The organism is Stenotrophomonas sp. BIGb0135, from assembly GCF_024810105.1.
Taxonomy (GTDB): Bacteria; Pseudomonadota; Gammaproteobacteria; order Xanthomonadales; family Xanthomonadaceae; genus Stenotrophomonas; species Stenotrophomonas maltophilia_AB.
In genome coordinates this window covers 340,403-354,805 of sequence record NZ_JANUDX010000001.1, presented here as the reverse complement: position 1 = coordinate 354,805, position 14,403 = coordinate 340,403, and the positions used below count along the sequence as shown (strand labels likewise).

Annotated in this window: 15 protein-coding genes; 11 read left to right on the top strand and 4 right to left on the bottom strand. The window is 66.7% G+C overall.

Annotation, left to right across the window (positions count from 1 at the left end; genetic code table 11):
* The first annotated feature begins 1 nt into the window (after nucleotide 1).
* Genes cyoB through M2421_RS01555 form a run of 5 tightly spaced genes read left to right on the top strand, consistent with a single transcriptional unit; the run spans nucleotide 2 to nucleotide 4,011 of the window.
* On the top strand, nucleotides 2-1,981 hold the full coding sequence (gene cyoB / locus M2421_RS01575) for a cytochrome o ubiquinol oxidase subunit I (protein WP_259202812.1): 1,980 nt from the start codon (nucleotides 2-4) through the stop codon (nucleotides 1,979-1,981).
* The gene (gene cyoC, locus M2421_RS01570; RefSeq protein WP_259202811.1) at nucleotides 1,978-2,616 is read left to right on the top strand and encodes a cytochrome o ubiquinol oxidase subunit III; all 639 of its coding nucleotides are present in this window, start codon (nucleotides 1,978-1,980) and stop codon (nucleotides 2,614-2,616) included. Before cyoB ends, cyoC begins: the two co-directional genes overlap by 4 nt.
* Nucleotides 2,613-2,966 carry a cytochrome o ubiquinol oxidase subunit IV gene (cyoD, locus tag M2421_RS01565; RefSeq protein WP_259202810.1) on the top strand — a complete coding sequence of 118 codons (354 nt, stop codon included), beginning with the start codon at nucleotides 2,613-2,615 and terminating at the stop codon, nucleotides 2,964-2,966. Before cyoC ends, cyoD begins: the two co-directional genes overlap by 4 nt.
* Nucleotides 2,963-3,445, top strand: a complete 483-nt coding sequence (locus M2421_RS01560) for a copper chaperone PCu(A)C (protein WP_259202809.1) — start codon at nucleotides 2,963-2,965, stop codon at nucleotides 3,443-3,445. The genes cyoD and M2421_RS01560 overlap by 4 nt, the downstream gene beginning before the upstream one ends.
* Nucleotides 3,442-4,011 carry an SCO family protein gene (locus M2421_RS01555; RefSeq protein ID WP_259202807.1) on the top strand — a complete coding sequence of 190 codons (570 nt, stop codon included), beginning with the start codon at nucleotides 3,442-3,444 and terminating at the stop codon, nucleotides 4,009-4,011. Before M2421_RS01560 ends, M2421_RS01555 begins: the two co-directional genes overlap by 4 nt.
* 115 nt (nucleotides 4,012-4,126) lie before the next feature.
* On the opposite strand, the gene M2421_RS01550 is transcribed toward M2421_RS01555, so the two are convergent.
* Entirely contained in the window at nucleotides 4,127-4,960 is an 834-nt protein-coding gene (locus M2421_RS01550; protein WP_259202805.1) for a class I SAM-dependent methyltransferase, read from the bottom strand.
* A 78-nt stretch (nucleotides 4,961-5,038) separates the two neighbouring features.
* Between M2421_RS01550 and M2421_RS01545 the strand changes: the two genes are divergently transcribed.
* The gene (locus M2421_RS01545; RefSeq protein ID WP_259202803.1) at nucleotides 5,039-5,473 is read left to right on the top strand and encodes a MerR family transcriptional regulator; all 435 of its coding nucleotides are present in this window, start codon (nucleotides 5,039-5,041) and stop codon (nucleotides 5,471-5,473) included.
* Here M2421_RS01545 and M2421_RS01540 read toward each other — a convergent pair.
* Complete coding sequence (locus M2421_RS01540) at nucleotides 5,427-6,707, bottom strand: Nramp family divalent metal transporter (RefSeq protein ID WP_259203524.1); 1,281 nt, start codon at nucleotides 6,705-6,707, stop codon at nucleotides 5,427-5,429. The two genes, M2421_RS01545 and M2421_RS01540, sit on opposite strands and share 47 nt — an antisense overlap.
* Before the next feature lie 175 nt (nucleotides 6,708-6,882).
* Between M2421_RS01540 and M2421_RS01535 the strand changes: the two genes are divergently transcribed.
* The gene (locus M2421_RS01535) at nucleotides 6,883-7,656 is read left to right on the top strand and encodes a hypothetical protein (protein WP_259202801.1); all 774 of its coding nucleotides are present in this window, start codon (nucleotides 6,883-6,885) and stop codon (nucleotides 7,654-7,656) included.
* A gap of 90 nt (nucleotides 7,657-7,746) precedes the next feature.
* Nucleotides 7,747-8,724, top strand: a complete 978-nt coding sequence (locus M2421_RS01530) for a zinc-binding dehydrogenase (protein ID WP_259202800.1) — start codon at nucleotides 7,747-7,749, stop codon at nucleotides 8,722-8,724.
* Nucleotides 8,725-9,177: 453 nt separating this feature from the next.
* On the opposite strand, the gene M2421_RS01525 is transcribed toward M2421_RS01530, so the two are convergent.
* Nucleotides 9,178-10,071, bottom strand: a complete 894-nt coding sequence (locus M2421_RS01525) for a LysR family transcriptional regulator (RefSeq protein ID WP_259203522.1) — start codon at nucleotides 10,069-10,071, stop codon at nucleotides 9,178-9,180.
* A 201-nt stretch (nucleotides 10,072-10,272) separates the two neighbouring features.
* On the opposite strand from M2421_RS01525, the gene M2421_RS01520 reads away from it, so the two are divergent.
* The 3 genes from M2421_RS01520 to M2421_RS01510 all read left to right on the top strand — a co-directional run bounded on the left by M2421_RS01520 (nucleotide 10,273) and on the right by M2421_RS01510 (nucleotide 12,458).
* Nucleotides 10,273-10,737 carry a cupin domain-containing protein gene (locus M2421_RS01520; protein ID WP_259202799.1) on the top strand — a complete coding sequence of 155 codons (465 nt, stop codon included), beginning with the start codon at nucleotides 10,273-10,275 and terminating at the stop codon, nucleotides 10,735-10,737.
* A 78-nt stretch (nucleotides 10,738-10,815) separates the two neighbouring features.
* Nucleotides 10,816-11,472 carry an SDR family oxidoreductase gene (locus tag M2421_RS01515; protein WP_259202798.1) on the top strand — a complete coding sequence of 219 codons (657 nt, stop codon included), beginning with the start codon at nucleotides 10,816-10,818 and terminating at the stop codon, nucleotides 11,470-11,472.
* Between the two features lie 65 nt (nucleotides 11,473-11,537).
* Nucleotides 11,538-12,458, top strand: coding sequence for a M14 family metallocarboxypeptidase (locus tag M2421_RS01510; RefSeq protein WP_259202797.1), 921 nt, complete (start codon nucleotides 11,538-11,540; stop codon nucleotides 12,456-12,458).
* 66 nt (nucleotides 12,459-12,524) lie between these two features.
* Here M2421_RS01510 and M2421_RS01505 read toward each other — a convergent pair whose 3' ends face one another.
* A complete protein-coding gene (locus M2421_RS01505; RefSeq protein WP_259202796.1) occupies nucleotides 12,525-14,228 on the bottom strand; it encodes a KAP family NTPase in 1,704 nt (567 codons plus the stop codon).
* Between the last annotated feature and the right edge of the window lie 175 nt (nucleotides 14,229-14,403).

The window sequence follows — 14,403 nt, the reverse complement described above, 5'->3', positions numbered from 1 at the left end:
TGTGCTTGGAAAGTTGAACCTCGAAGCGATTCCCTACCACGACCCGATCATCATGTCGGCGCTGGCCGGGTCGCTGCTGCTGGGCGTGGCGATCATCGCGGCGATCACCTACTTCAAGAAGTGGGGCTACCTGTGGACCGAGTGGATCACCTCGGTGGACCACAAGAAGATCGGCGTGATGTACATCCTGCTGGCCCTGGTCATGCTGGTGCGCGGCTTCGCCGATGCGCTGATGATGCGCGCCCAGCAGGCCATCGCGGCCAACGATGCCGCCGGCTACCTGCCGCCGGAACACTACGACCAGATCTTCACCGCGCACGGGGTGATCATGATCTTCTTCGTGGCGACCCCGCTCATCGTGGGGCTGATGAACATCGTGGTGCCGCTGCAGATCGGCGCGCGCGACGTGGCGTTCCCATTCGTCAACTCGCTCAGCTTCTGGCTGTCGGCGGTAGGCGCGGCACTGGTGATGCTGTCGATGTTCGTCGGCGATTTCGCCGCCACCGGCTGGGTGGCCTATCCGCCGCTGTCGGGCATCCAGTACAGCCCGACGGTGGGCGTGGACTACTACATCTGGTCGCTGCAGGTTTCCGGCATCGGCACCACGCTGACCGGCCTCAACTTCATCGTCACCATCCTCAAGATGCGTGCGCCGGGCATGGACCTGATGAAGATGCCGGTGTTCACCTGGACGGCGCTGATCACCAACATCCTGATCGTGGCGATCTTCCCGGTGCTGACCGCCACCCTCGTCCTGCTGAGCATGGACCGCTATTTCGGCATGCACTTCTTCACCAATGACGCCGGCGGCAACGCCATGATGTACGTCAACCTGATCTGGATCTGGGGCCACCCGGAAGTCTACGTGCTGATCCTGCCGTGCTTCGGCGCGTTCTCGGAGATCATCGCCACGTTCTCGGGCAAGCCGCTGTTCGGCTACCGTTCGATGGTCTACGCCACCTGCTCGATCGGCGTGCTGTCGTTCTTCGTCTGGCTGCACCACTTCTTCACCATGGGCTCGGGCGCGAACGTGAATGCCTTCTTCGGCATCATGACCTCGATCATCTCCATCCCGACCGGGGTGAAGCTGTTCAACTGGCTGTTCACCATGTACCGCGGCCGCATCCGCTACCACTCCTCGACGATGTGGACGATCGGCTTCATGGTCACCTTCGCCATCGGCGGCATGACCGGCGTGATGCTGGCGATCCCGGGGGCGGACTTCGTGCTGCACAACAGCCTGTTCCTGATCGCGCACTTCCATAACGTGATCATCGGCGGGGTGGTGTTCGGCTGTCTGGCCGGCATCACCTTCTGGTTCCCGAAGGCGTTCGGTTTCACCCTCAATGAGCGCTGGGGCAAGGTCTCGTTCTGGTGCTGGCTGGTCGGCTTCTACCTGGCCTTCATGCCGCTGTACGTGCTGGGCTTCAAGGGCATGACCCGGCGCATGAACCATTACGCGGTGGAGGGTTGGCAGCCGTGGTTGATCGTGGCCGCCATCGGCGCACTGGTGATCGCCGCCGGCATCGCCGCGATGTTCATCCAGTTCTATGTGAGCGTGCGCGACCGCAAGGCCAACCTGGACCTCACCGGCGACCCGTGGAACGCGCGCAGCCTGGAGTGGGCCACCGCGTCGCCGCCGCCGTTCTACAACTTCGCCACATTGCCCGCGATCACCTCGCTGGAACAGCACTGGGACGACAAACAGCACGGCCGTGCCTGGCAGCGCCGGGACAGTTACGAGGACATCCACATGCCGCGCAACACCGCCGCCGGCGTGGTGATCTCCGCGTTCAGCCTGGTGCTGTGCTTCGCCCTGGTCTGGCATATGTGGCTGCTGGCCGCGATTGGCCTCGTAGGCGCGATCGCCACCTTCGTATTGCGCTCGTATGACCGTGACGTGGACTACTACGTGCCCGCCGCCGAGGTGAAGCGCATCGAAGACGCGTACTTCGCGAAGCTGGAAGGAGCCAAGGCATGAGCGGCGATACCCTGACCGCTGCCACGCAGCACGCACAGCTCGCGGCCGGTCACCACGACCCTGCCCACGAGCACCACGACGAGGGCAACAAGACCGTCGTCGGGTTCTGGATGTACCTGATGGGCGACTGCCTGATCTTCGCGGTGTTGTTCGCCACCTTCGGCGTGCTGCTCAACGGGACGGCCGATGGCCCCAGCGGCAAGGAACTGTTCAAGCTCGGGTTCGTGCTCTCCGAAACGGTGGTGCTGCTGCTCAGCAGCTTCACCTTCGGCCTGGCGATGCTCGGCATGCAGGCGGGCAGGCGCAACCGGGTGGTGGGCTGGCTGGCCGTGACCGGCGTGCTCGGTGCGGTCTTCATCGGCATGGAGCTGTACGAGTTCGCCGAGCTGATCCATGAAGGCGCCACACCGGATGTGAGCGCCTACCTCTCGGCGTACTTCACGCTGGTGGCCACCCACGGCCTGCACGTCACCTTCGGCCTGCTGTGGCTGGCCATCATGATCCACCAGGTGCTGACCTTCGGCCTGGACGGGATCGTGCGCCGCCGCCTGGCGTGCTTGAGCCTGTTCTGGCACTTCCTGGACCTGATCTGGATCTGTGTGTTCACCTTCGTCTACCTGCGGGAGTTTGTATGAGCGCGAACGCGCCTGATGGCGATCACGGTGGCGGCCACGCCACGCTGAAGGGCTACATCCTCGGCCTGCTGCTGTGCCTGGCCCTGACCGGCGCCTCGTTCGGCGTGGTCATGACCGATCTGCTCCCGCAGCCGCTGCGGCTGACCGCCATCGTGGTGCTGTGCGTGGTGCAGCTGGTGGCGCAGCTGGTGCTGTTCCTGCACATCGGGGCAGGGCGCAGCCAGCGCGAGAACACCGGCATCTTCCTGTGCACGGCGTTCCTGATCGCCATCGTGGTGGCCGGATCGCTGTGGGTGATGCACAACGCCAACCTCAACATGATGCCGATGCAGATGTCGGGCACGCCATGAGCCGCTCATCCCGCGCAGCCCTGCTGGCCGGGCTGCTGCTGTCCTCCCCGGTGATGCCGGCGGTGGCTGCGGCCGCGCAGGCCCCCACCACGCCGACGGTGTCGGTCAGCGATCCCTGGGTCCGCCTGCCACCGCCAGCGGCGAATGTGGCCGCCGGGTATGTGCATCTGCATAACGGCGGCGCTGAGGACCGGCTGCTGTCGGCGGCGTCCCCGGCGTTTGCCGAGGTACAGATCCATGCCATGCGCATGGACGGTGACGTGATGCGCATGCAGGCGCTGCCCGACGGCCTGGCCTTGCCGGAGCGCCAGAGCGTCGCGCTGCAGCCCGGGGGCTACCACCTGATGCTGCTCAAGCCGCGGCGGCCGTTGTCGGCGGGGCAGGCGGTGCGGGTCACGCTCCAGTTCGCCCGCAGCGCACCGCAGGGGGTGGACTTCAGCGTGCGTGATGGGCTGGTGCCGCACGGAGCGGCGAAGTGAGGCGCTGGCTGGCCGCGGGTATCGTGACGGCGGCGCTGCTGGCCGGTTGCGCCGATGGCGCGGCGCCGGTGATGGGCCAGGCGGCCCTCGGGACGGTCACGCTTGCGAGCAGCGACGGGCGCACGCTTGCGATCCGTGACCTGCAAGGCAAGCCGACGCTGCTGTTCTTCGGCTTCACCCAATGCCCCGAGGTGTGCCCGCTGAGCCTGGTCAAGGCGGTGCAGATCAAGCGGCGGCTGGGCCCTGCGGCGGAACACCTGCAGGTGGCCTTCGTCACCGTCGACCCGCAGCGCGATACGCCGGCGCACCTGCGCGAGTATCTGGCGGCCTTCGATACGACGTTCCTGGGCCTGGCCGGCGACGAGGCCGGTACCCGCGCCATCGCCGAGAGCCTGGGCGTGAGCTATCGGCGCGTCGGCGAAGGGGACCTGGCAACGTTCGAGCACACGGCGTCGTGGTTCCTGCTCGGTGCCGACGGGCAACTGCAGGACGTCTATGGCTACGCCATGAGCGAGCAGGCCATCGTTGACTCGCTGCGGCGACGCCTGGCGGTGACCGGCGGCTGACCCGGCCAACGGCCACGGCCCGGGGGAATGCGCTGCCATGTGCCTGCTCGCGCCGACCTCGTCGGCGCTGCAGCGGATCGGCACGCTGACGGCCCGGCGCTGATTCCACCGTCGCTCACCTTGCCCGGGCCCGCACGTCCCAGCAGGCGGCAGTGAACGTCACGCAATCGCCGTCCAGGAACGGCTCGAACGCACGCAGCACCGCGTCGAGCACCTGCGTTCGGATGTGCGCAGCAAGGGCGCCGTTGCGCAGTGCGCTTCCCACCGGTCCCAGCAACGAGACGTACGTGGCCAGATCCGCACGGTCGATGCGGCACACGGCATCCAGCGGCAGCAGCTCGACATCCTCCCAGCCGGCGTCGCCCAGGATCTGCTCGACCCGGGCCTGATCGGCAAACGCAAACTGACCCGGTGCGCCGGGCTGGCGCGGTGGCAACGCCAGCCAGGGCAACGCGGCGCGCTCGGCGGTGGTCATGAAGGCATTCTCCTCGGCCCCGCGCCAGGCCAGCGCCTGCAGCACCGCGCCGCGCCTGGCGGCGCGCCGTAGCTGGCCGAACGCCTGTACCGGGTCATCGAAGAACATCACGCCGAAGCGCGACACGATCCGGTCCAGGCGCCCTGGGGCGAACGCATGCCGCTGCGCGTCGGCGACGAGGAAGTCCACCGCCAGCCCGGCGCGCTGCGCGCGCTCGCGCGCCAAGGCGATCATCGGCGCGGAGATGTCGACCCCGGCGACGCGTGCTTCCGGACCCAGGCTGGCGGCAATTCCCAATGCCACCGCGCCGGTGCCGCAGCCCACGTCCAGCACCTGCGCGTCGGCGCCCGGCGCGAGGCTGTCGAGCAGGTGGCTGGCCAGCGGCGCGAACATCTGGTCGAGAATGCGCTGCGCTTCCACCCATGCCTCACCGGCCGGGCCATTCCATAACGCGTGCTGCGAGGTATCGGTCATTGCGTGGCTCGGTCCGGGCTTGCCAGTGGGATGGGAAGGTCGCACTGTGGCACTTCAAGTGGGCTTGAGGTCAAGCGGATGCAGGAACTGGATATCGGCGAGGTGGCGCGACGGGCGGGGCTGGCCCCATCGGCCCTGCGGTATTACGAGGAAAAGGGCCTGATCCGCTCGGTGGGCCGGCGCGGGCTGCGCCGCGTGTTTGCCGAGGAGGTGATGGAGCGCCTGGCCCTGGTCGCGCTGGGCAGGGCGGCGGGACTCTCGCTGGAAGAGATCGGCGCGATGCTCAGCGCTGACGGTGGCACCCGCATCGACCGCGCACGCTTGGCGGCCCGGGCCGATGCGCTCGACCAGGGCATCGCCCGGATGACCGCGATGCGCGACGGCCTGCGCCATGCCGCCGCCTGCCGCGCGAGCAGTCACCTGGCGTGCCCGCGTTTCCGTGCCTTGATGCGCCGCGCCACGCCGCTCAGCCCCGGCCCACGTCCACCAGCAGCTTCACGTTCAACACGATGATCAGCCCGCCGATCAGCCAGGACAGCACGACCAGCCAGCGTGGCGCCACCAGCGCGCCCATCCTGGCCTTGTCCGACACGAACCGTACCAGCGGCACCACCGCGAACGGCAGCTGCATCGAGAGCAGCACCTGGCTCAGCACCAGCAGGCGTGCGGTGCCTTGCTCGCCATAGATGGCCGTGACCACCACCACCGGCACGATCGCGATGCCGCGGGTGATCAGGCGCCGCGCCCACGGCGCGATCCGCAGCCGCAGGAAACCTTCCATCACGATCTGGCCGGCCAGCGTCGCGGTCACGGTGGAGTTGATGCCCGAGGCGAGCAGGGCGACCGCGAACAACGTCGAGGCCAGCCCGACCCCCAGCATCGGCGCGAGCAGCTCGTAGGCCTGCTCGATCTCCTGCACGTCGGTCCGGCCATGCGCATGGAACACCGCCGCGGCCAGGATCAGGATGGAGGCGTTGATGAACAACGCCAGCATCAGGGCGATGGTGCTGTCGGTCACCGCCCAGCGCAGCGCACTGCGGCGACCGGCATCCGTGCGCGGGTAGGCACGGGTCTGCACGATGGACGAATGCAGGTACAGATTGTGCGGCATCACGGTGGCGCCGATGATGCCGATCGCCAGGTACAGCGCCTTGGGATCGGTCACCACCTGCGCGTGCGGAACGAACCCGGCCATCACCGCCTGCAGCGGCGGCGCGGCGATGAAGATCTGGATCGCAAAGCAGCCGAAGATCACCAGCAGCAGCGCGATCACGAACGCTTCGAGTGCGCGGAAGCCACGGTTCATCAGCAGCAGCACCAGCACCACGTCCACGGCGGTGATGATCGCGCCAGCCAGCAGCGGGATGCCGAACAGCAGCTTCAAGGCGATCGCCGTGCCGATCACTTCGGCCAGGTCGCAGGCAATGATCGCGATCTCGCACAGCAGCCACAGGCCCAGATTGACCGGCCGCGAATAGTGGTCGCGGCACGCTTGGGCCAGATCGCGCCCGGTCGCGATGCCCAGCCGCGCCGACAGCCCCTGCAGCACGATCGCCATCAGGTTGGAGAGCAGGATCACCGAGAGCAGCAGGTAACCGAACTGTGCACCGCCGGCGATGTCGGTGGCCCAGTTGCCGGGGTCCATATAGCCGACGGAGATCATGTAGCCCGGGCCAAGGAAGGCCAACAAGCGGAACCACCAATGGCCGCCGGTGGGCACGGCGACGCTGGCGTTCAGCTCGCCCAGGCTGGGGCTGTGGCTGTCCGGGGACCGCCAGGCGGGGGAAGTGTCGGGGCGGCGTTGGATGTCCACGGCCGCAATATAGCAGAGGCTATGTTATCAAGGCTTTGCAATCTGCGGCCTCCCAACGCCTTAACCCTGAACCGCGTATCGTCACCGCTCTTTGAGTTGGAGTGGATGCATGCGTTGTATCGTGTTGTTGGCCGCATTGGCCATGCCGGTGGTGTCGTGGTTCTCGCAATCCGGCGCATTCGGCCCGACCAATGGCGCGATTTCCGACCGCTATCCCACCTTGCTGGTGGCCGCGGGGTACGCGTTTGCGATCTGGGGCGTGATCTTCCTGTGGGACGTGATCTTCGGGCTGTGGCAACTCCGTCGCCGTCGCCCGGACCTGCCCGGGGTGCGTGGCTGGGCGGCAGCGGGCTTCGCGCTGACGGCCGCGTGGATGCCGGTGTTTTCCAACCTGTGGTTCCTGCCCGCGCTGGCGATCATCTGGGCCGCGTTGGTGTGCCTGCTGATGGCAGCCGTGCGTGCCGCGCCCCTCGACGCGACCGGCGGGCAGCGCGCCTGGGCGGCGTATCCACTGGCCCTGCACGCCGGCTGGCTGACGATGGCCGCCTTCCTCAACACGGCCCAGGTGATCGTGGCCTACCAGTGGCTGCCCTCCGCCGACATGTTCGGCTGGAGCGTGGTGCTGCTGGCCCTGGCCACGCTGCTGGCCTGGGCGATGAACCAGCGGCTGCGCGGGCATTTTGCCTACCCGGCCGCCGTGGTGTGGGCACTGGTCGGTGTGTACGTGAAGCAGTCGGGCTGGCGCCTGCCGGGTGCCGATACGGTGTCGGTGCTGGCGCTGGCGATTGCCGCGCTGCTGGTGCTGCAGACGTTGCTGCTTCGCACGCGGGCGTGGCGTCATCCGACCGTAGCGGTCGTGGCCGCGCACCGCCATCGGCGTTGAGGTCCTACGCGTTTCCGGGCACCGCGCGTGCCCCTGCAAGGCCGGGCGCTGCCCGGCAATCCCCCATTGAACTGGCAACAGGAGAATTCCATGCGCGCTGCATTGCATGACACCTTTGGCGATCCCACCGTCGTGCTGCACGGAGGCGAGGTGCCCGCCCCGCAACCGGCCGCGGGCGAGGTGCGTATCCGCACCGTGCTGGCCCCCATCCACAACCATGACCTGTGGACCGTCCGAGGCAAGTACGGTTACAAGCCCACGCTGCCGGCCGTTGCCGGCAGTGAAGCGACCGGCGTGATCGATGCGCTGGGCGAGGGCGTGCAAGGCCTGACGGTAGGCCAGCGGGTCAGCGCCGCGTCAGTGCATGGCACCTGGGCCGAGCAGTTCATCGCACCGGCGAAGATGGTGATTCCGATGCCGGATGCAATCGATGATGAAACCGCGGCGCAGCTGATCGCGATGCCGCTGAGCGCGCTGATGCTGCTGGAGTTCCTGCAGGTACGCGAGGGCCAGTGGATCCTGCAGAACGCCGCCAACGGCGCGGTCGGCAAGGCGCTTGCGATGCTGTCCAAGGCGCGCGGCGTGCACTGCGTGAACCTCGTGCGCCGCGACGCCGGCGTCGCGGAAATGGACGCGCTGGGCATCGAAAACACGATTTCCACCGCCAGGTCGGACTGGATGGCGCAGGTGCAGGCCACGGTCGGCGAGGCATCGATCGCCGCGGCGGTCGACTCGGTGGGCGGGCGCGCCAGCAGCGAACTGATGACCCTGCTGGGCGATGGGGGCACGCTGGTGTCGTTCGGCTCGATGACCGGGGAGCCGATGCAGCTCAACTCGGGCGACGTGATCTTCAAGCAGGCCACGGTGAAGGGCTTCTGGGGCAGCAAGGTCAGCCAGGCCATGGCCCCGGACGACAAACGCCGCCTGGTCGGTGAGCTGCTGCAACTGGCCGCGCGCGGTGGGTTGAGCCTGCCGGTGGACGGTGTGTTCGGGCTGGATGCGGTGGCCGATGCCGCCAAGGCCAGCCTCGAGCCGGGCCGCAACGGCAAAGTGCTGCTGCGCCCGTGAGGGCGGCGCCGCATCGGTAGAGCCGACCGTTGGTCGGCTGCCCTGGATCGGGCACCGCGATAGCCGACCAACGGTCGGCTCTACGTTGGGTCTGGTACCGGGATAGCCGACCGACGGTCGGCTCTACGTCGGGTCTGGTACGGCGATAGCCAACCGACGCTCGGATTTACTGGATGAGGTGGCCGATGCCGCCAAGGCCAGCCTCGAGCCGGGCCGCAACGGCGAGGTGCTGCCGCGCCCGTGAGGCCGTCGCCGGATCGGTAGAGCCGACCGTTGGTCGGCTGCCCTGGATCGGGCACCGCGGTAGCCGACCAACGGTCGGCTCTACGTTGGGCCTGGCACCGTGATAGCCGACCAACGGTCGGATTTGCGTCGGGTTTGGCACCGCGATAGCCGACCAACGGTCGGCTCTACGTTGGGCCGGGTACCGCGATAGCCGACCAACGGTCGGCTCTACGTGTCCGCGCGCAATGCCTCGATCACCACCTTCATCGCGCTGGAGGATTGCCGGCGGCTGGGGTAGTAGGCGTAGTACCCGTCGAAGGGGTCGCACCAGTCCTGCATGACACGCCGCAGGGCACCGGCGGCGATGTCATCAAGGACCATGTCCTCGGGCAGATAGGCCAGGCCGGCACCGGCCAGCGCCGCGCGACGGATCGCGCTGCTGCCGTTGAAGGTCCATTGGCCGTCCACGCGCACGTTCACTTCCTCGCCGTTCTTCTCCAGATCCCAGACCATCAGCCCGCCATGGGTGGGCAGGCGCAGGCCGATGCAGTTGTGGGCGGCCAGGTCGGCTGGCACCTGCGGCGCGGTATGCGTGGCGAAGTAGCCCGGGCTGGCCACGATCGCCATGCGCTGCGGCGGGCTGATCGGCACGGCGATCATGTCCTTGGCCACGCGCCCGCCCAGGCGGATGCCGATGTCGTAGCGCTGGGCGACGATGTCGGCCAGGCCGTAGTCGACGGTGAGTTCCACATGCAGGTCGGGGTAGGCCGGCAGCACCGCGGCCAGCCGCGGCCAGACGATCGTGTTGGCCGCATGCTCGGCGGTGGTGATGCGGATGGTGCCGGCCGGGCGGTCGCGGTACTCGCTGATCGCCGCCACCTCGGCCTCGATCTCCTGCATGCGCGGGGCGACGGTGTCATACAGCCGCTCGCCGGCCTCGGTCATCGAGACGCTGCGCGTGGTCCGGGTCAGCAGGCGGACGCCCAGGCGTTCCTCCAGTCCGCGCACGGTATGGCTGAGCGCGGACTGCGAGACGCCCAGTTGGGCGGCGGCGCGGGTGAAGCTGCGTTCGCGCGCGACGGTGATGAACACCTGCAGATCGTTGAAGTTCTCGCGGGCCATGGGGCGGGGCCAAGGGCGCATGGCAGTCATGCGCGCCCATGATGCGCGGGCCAGACTGATGAGTTCAAGCCGCGTTCTGTTTGCATTGATGAGCCATGGTCATGGCTGCATCCCGGTTGCGGTGGGTAGTCCCCGCCCCGGGGCACGCCTACAGTGATCTTCCCCGCGGCGTGATCCGTCGCTCCCCCAGGAGATCGCTTCATGGACCTGTTCAATGCGGCGCTATCGCTGTCGATGGCCGCCACCGGGCCCGCCGCGACGGCGCCCATCCGCATCACCAGCGCCGGCACCACCGCTTCTGCCGCCGGTCCGGCGGACTACTTCACCGGTCGCGTCCGCATCGATGCACCGTTCCAGGCCGATGCGCCCGCACGTGTTGGCGGCGCCACGGTCACCTTCGAGCCCGGCGCACGCACCGCATGGCATACCCATCCGCTGGGCCAGACCCTGATCGTGACCGCAGGCGTGGGCAGCGTGCAGGAGTGGGGCAAGCCCGCGCGCGAGATCCGCCCGGGCGACATCGTCTGGATCCCGCCGGGCGTCAAGCACTGGCATGGCGCGCAGGCCACTACGGCGATGACGCATATCGCGATCGCCGAAGCGGTCGACGGCTCGCCGGTAACGTGGATGGAGCAGGTCAGCGACGCGCAGTACAGCGGCGGCTGAACGTCGGCGCGCGATGCGGACGGCCGTGTCACATCCGCCTGCGTACCCTCCCAGGCAGATCGACACAGGAGAATGGTCTTGAGCAGTGTTTTCATCGTCGGCGCCGCCGGCAAGGTTGGCCGTCATCTCGTCAAACAGCTGGCTGATAGAGCGCATCGCGTGCTCGCGCTGCATCGTCGTGCCGGGCAGGGCGATGAACTCAGCGCACTGGGGGCTACGCCGGTCTCCGGTGACCTCACCGCCATCGACGTGGATACGCTCGCCGGCTGCATGGCGGGCAGCGATGTGGTGGTCTTCACCGCCGGTGCGGGCGGCGCGGGCGTGGAGGTGACCAACGCCATCGATGGCCGTGGCCTGGCGCTGGCCGTGGATGCCGCCCGGCAGGCAGGCGTGCGTCGTTTCCTGCTGGTCTCGGCGTTCCCGGAAGCCGGTCGCAACATGGCGATGGGCGAGGGCTTCGAGAATTACATGACGGTCAAGAAGCGCGCCGATGTGTATCTGGCCGCGAGCGATCTGGATTGGGTGATCCTGCGCCCCGGCACCTTGAGCGATGCACCGGGCACCGGGCGCGTCGCCGCGGGGCCGGCGATCGCCTATGGCGACATCCCACGCGCGGATGTCGCCGCCACGCTGGTCGCGCTGGTGGAACATCCGGGGGTGCGGCGCACGATCATCGAGCTGACCGAAGGCGACCAGCCTGTCCATGACGCAATCGCGGCGCTTGCCCACGCGTAAGCGGGGCCGCCCGGTGCGGCAGTGGTAAAATCGCGTTTCCACACCGCGACACAGACGAGCACGCCATGAACGACGCCCCCTTCTATCCCATCGGCACCCCTGGCCAGCCCTGGGGAGCTGCGGAGAAGGCGCAGTGGCGTGCCCGTCAGCTGCCCCAGCGGCGCTATGCCGACGATGTGCTGCCGGTGGTGGAGGCATTGCGTGACGCATTCGATGTCAGTCAGTACGGCACGCTCGACTACGCCCCGGACCAGTACCCCCTGTTCGCCGTGCGCAGCCGCGACTGGAATCCGGCGTTGCCGACGATGCTGGTCACCGGGGGCATCCACGGCTACGAAACGAGTGGCGTGCAGGGCGCGTTGCAGTTCCTGCAGACCCGCGCGGCCGAGTACGCCGGGCGCGCCAATCTGCTGGTGGTGCCCTGCGTCAGCCCGTGGGGCTACGAGCGCATCCAGCGCTGGAACGCCGAGGCGATCGATCCGAACCGCTCCTTCATGGCCGACAGCCCGGCGGCCGAATCGGCCGCACTGATCGCGCTCGTCGCGCCGTTGCGCGGCAGCATCGCGATGCATATCGACCTGCACGAAACCACGGACACCGATGAAACCGAGTTCCGCCCGGCCTTGGCCGCGCGCGATGGCAAGCCGTTCGAGCCGGGCCTGATTCCGGATGGCTTCTATCTGGTGGATGACAGCGAGAACCCGCAGCCTGCGTTCCAGACCGCGGTCAATGCGGCCGTCGAGCGGGTGACCCATATCGCCCCGGCCGACGACAAGGGCGAGATCATCGGCTCGCCCGTGGTGGCCCCGGGCGTGATCGAGTATCCGCTGGAAAAGCTCGGCCTGTGCGCCAGCGTCAGCGGCGCGAAATACACCACCACCACCGAGGTCTACCCGGACAGCCCGCGCGCCACCCCGCAGCAGTGCAATGACGCCCAGGTGGCGGCGATCTGCGCGGCGATCGATTACGCGTTGGCGCAGAAATAGCACGTCGAGGCGGGCCGATCGCTCTTGGCACCGCCTCAATAGTTGATAAGCACTACCCTCAGAGGATCACGGGTCGTCCTGACCCCAGCCTTCATATCTGGGCCGCTCGCCCTCCAAGGCGAGCTTGAGCATGCGAGCGTGGCGTGCATTCGATGCGTTCTGCGACATCGATTTGCACGCATCGCTGAATGCGCGAGCATGCTCCTCGTGCCCTACCGGCAGAGATCGGGACGCGCCATGATGAAGCAGCTTGGTCACCGTCTTTCGAAGTTGCGTCGAATCCAGTTTCTGCAACTGGCTCAGAAACCACTCTGTCGTCATGTGCGACGGCCCAAAGGAATAGCCGCCGATTGCGATCTCTTGCATGTAGCGCAAGTCTACGTCGTACTCTTCAAGAGGTTCGCCTGCCTCGGCCAGATCGTCAACGAGCTCGCGCTCGCGCAGGAGTTTCGCAAGCTTGGTGTTGAGGCGGTCCGCATCCCACCCTGAGATACGGGCCGATTCTGCGTTTCCAGGAAGACGTCTTTCATAGTCGCTGATGGCCGAGGCCACAAGCGCCCCCGATGCATCAACCTCGCCCAGCAGCCCGAGAGACTCGTCGAACAGGGCGTGATTGACGTACTGCGCCGCGCGGGTCGCGCAACTCCGCGCGGCGGTGACTGCCTCTTCGGTCGGCCACTCAGGATACCAGTCAAAGCGATCCCGCAGTTGTCTGATTTCCTGTGTGAGCTTATGTTGATCTTCGCGAGAGTACTCCTGCTGCAACAGGGTCCGCATACGTTCAACGGGTAGATGTCCGTCGAACATCAATCGCGCGACCAGGTTCGTGAATGGCCCATCGATCGAAAATCCAAGTGCCTTGGCCGCCTGCTCGAGCTCAGGCGTGCTGATGAGGTGGTGCGCGTCGTCGAATTCCAGCCGTTCCAATGCCGGGAATGCGGTTTGCGCGCGGAAATGAATACTCATGAATAGCACCAATGGTGCCAGGAAGTCGCGCATGGTTGCACTGTCGGCGGGCACATCTGCGGGCGCCAGCCTGGCTTCGGCCGCGATCTTTTTGATTGCACGGATATTGGTGATTCCGCAGTAGACAATCAGGGGCGCCAACGCGGCTCGCAGCCTGTCGGGTACCGGAAATACGACGTCCAGCGATTGCTCAGGCCGCGGCCGTAAATTGATTTCCCTGTCGACGATCTTCTCGCGGATATGTTGCCATTTCTCTTCATCTATAAGTTTGGCATCGTTCATGACCAGCACGAATCGACATTTGTGCAGCATGCGAAGCTCGTCTATGAATCCTGAGATTTCATCGATACCGAGCTGGTCGTGTTTTCGCTCGATGTCATCCAGCACGATGATGTGCTCCGCCAAGGCCGCGCCGGAGCGAAGCAGCACAAGCTCATTGGCCATGGGACCGAGCGTATGTGCTTTGCTTAGCAGTGACTCCAATTCCTTTCGCACCCCGCGGGTCTTCTCGTGGAGCAGTCCCCTCAGACCCCCCGTACGCGACATGCTGTCGTCGAGGAGGACCAGCTTAAGTTCTGACAGGGACTTCAGCCCGAACAACGAGGCGCATGCAAAGCTGTGCGTGCCTGACTCGCTCATCTCCTTGATCGTTCTTTCCACGGCAGACGTCTTTCCAGAGCCCCATGGGCCGCTCAGAGAGATGACGACTGTCTCCTGATCCCTTAGTGACGAGAGAAGGGCCTGTCTGACTCCGCCGTGCACGGAATCGGTGTCGTCGACTGACGGCGTGGCATGTGTGTTCATTGGGCTATCCTATCCATGGAGAGAATCGATGTAAGCATGACTTGGTCCGACCTGGCAATCGGTAGATTCGCTGGACGCGTCGGGAAATTTCTTACAATGCAACCGCTCCCGCCGCGCGCAGCGAGGAGATTTCAGCCGGCATTCGGCGACGTTGCACCAGTCGTTCGGGATGCCG

Coding starts and splice junctions, on each gene's coding strand:
- cyoC (WP_259202811.1), top strand. CDS start 1,978: ATGAGCGGCGATACCCTGACCGCTGCCACGCAGCACGCACAGCTCGCG.
- cyoD (WP_259202810.1), top strand. CDS start 2,613: ATGAGCGCGAACGCGCCTGATGGCGATCACGGTGGCGGCCACGCCACG.
- M2421_RS01560 (WP_259202809.1), top strand. CDS start 2,963: ATGAGCCGCTCATCCCGCGCAGCCCTGCTGGCCGGGCTGCTGCTGTCC.
- M2421_RS01550 (WP_259202805.1), bottom strand. CDS start 4,960: ATGACCGATACCTCGCAGCACGCGTTATGGAATGGCCCGGCCGGTGAG.
- M2421_RS01545 (WP_259202803.1), top strand. CDS start 5,039: ATGCAGGAACTGGATATCGGCGAGGTGGCGCGACGGGCGGGGCTGGCC.
- M2421_RS01535 (WP_259202801.1), top strand. CDS start 6,883: ATGCGTTGTATCGTGTTGTTGGCCGCATTGGCCATGCCGGTGGTGTCG.
- M2421_RS01530 (WP_259202800.1), top strand. CDS start 7,747: ATGCGCGCTGCATTGCATGACACCTTTGGCGATCCCACCGTCGTGCTG.
- M2421_RS01525 (WP_259203522.1), bottom strand. CDS start 10,071: ATGGCCCGCGAGAACTTCAACGATCTGCAGGTGTTCATCACCGTCGCG.
- M2421_RS01520 (WP_259202799.1), top strand. CDS start 10,273: ATGGACCTGTTCAATGCGGCGCTATCGCTGTCGATGGCCGCCACCGGG.
- M2421_RS01510 (WP_259202797.1), top strand. CDS start 11,538: ATGAACGACGCCCCCTTCTATCCCATCGGCACCCCTGGCCAGCCCTGG.
- M2421_RS01505 (WP_259202796.1), bottom strand. CDS start 14,228: ATGAACACACATGCCACGCCGTCAGTCGACGACACCGATTCCGTGCAC.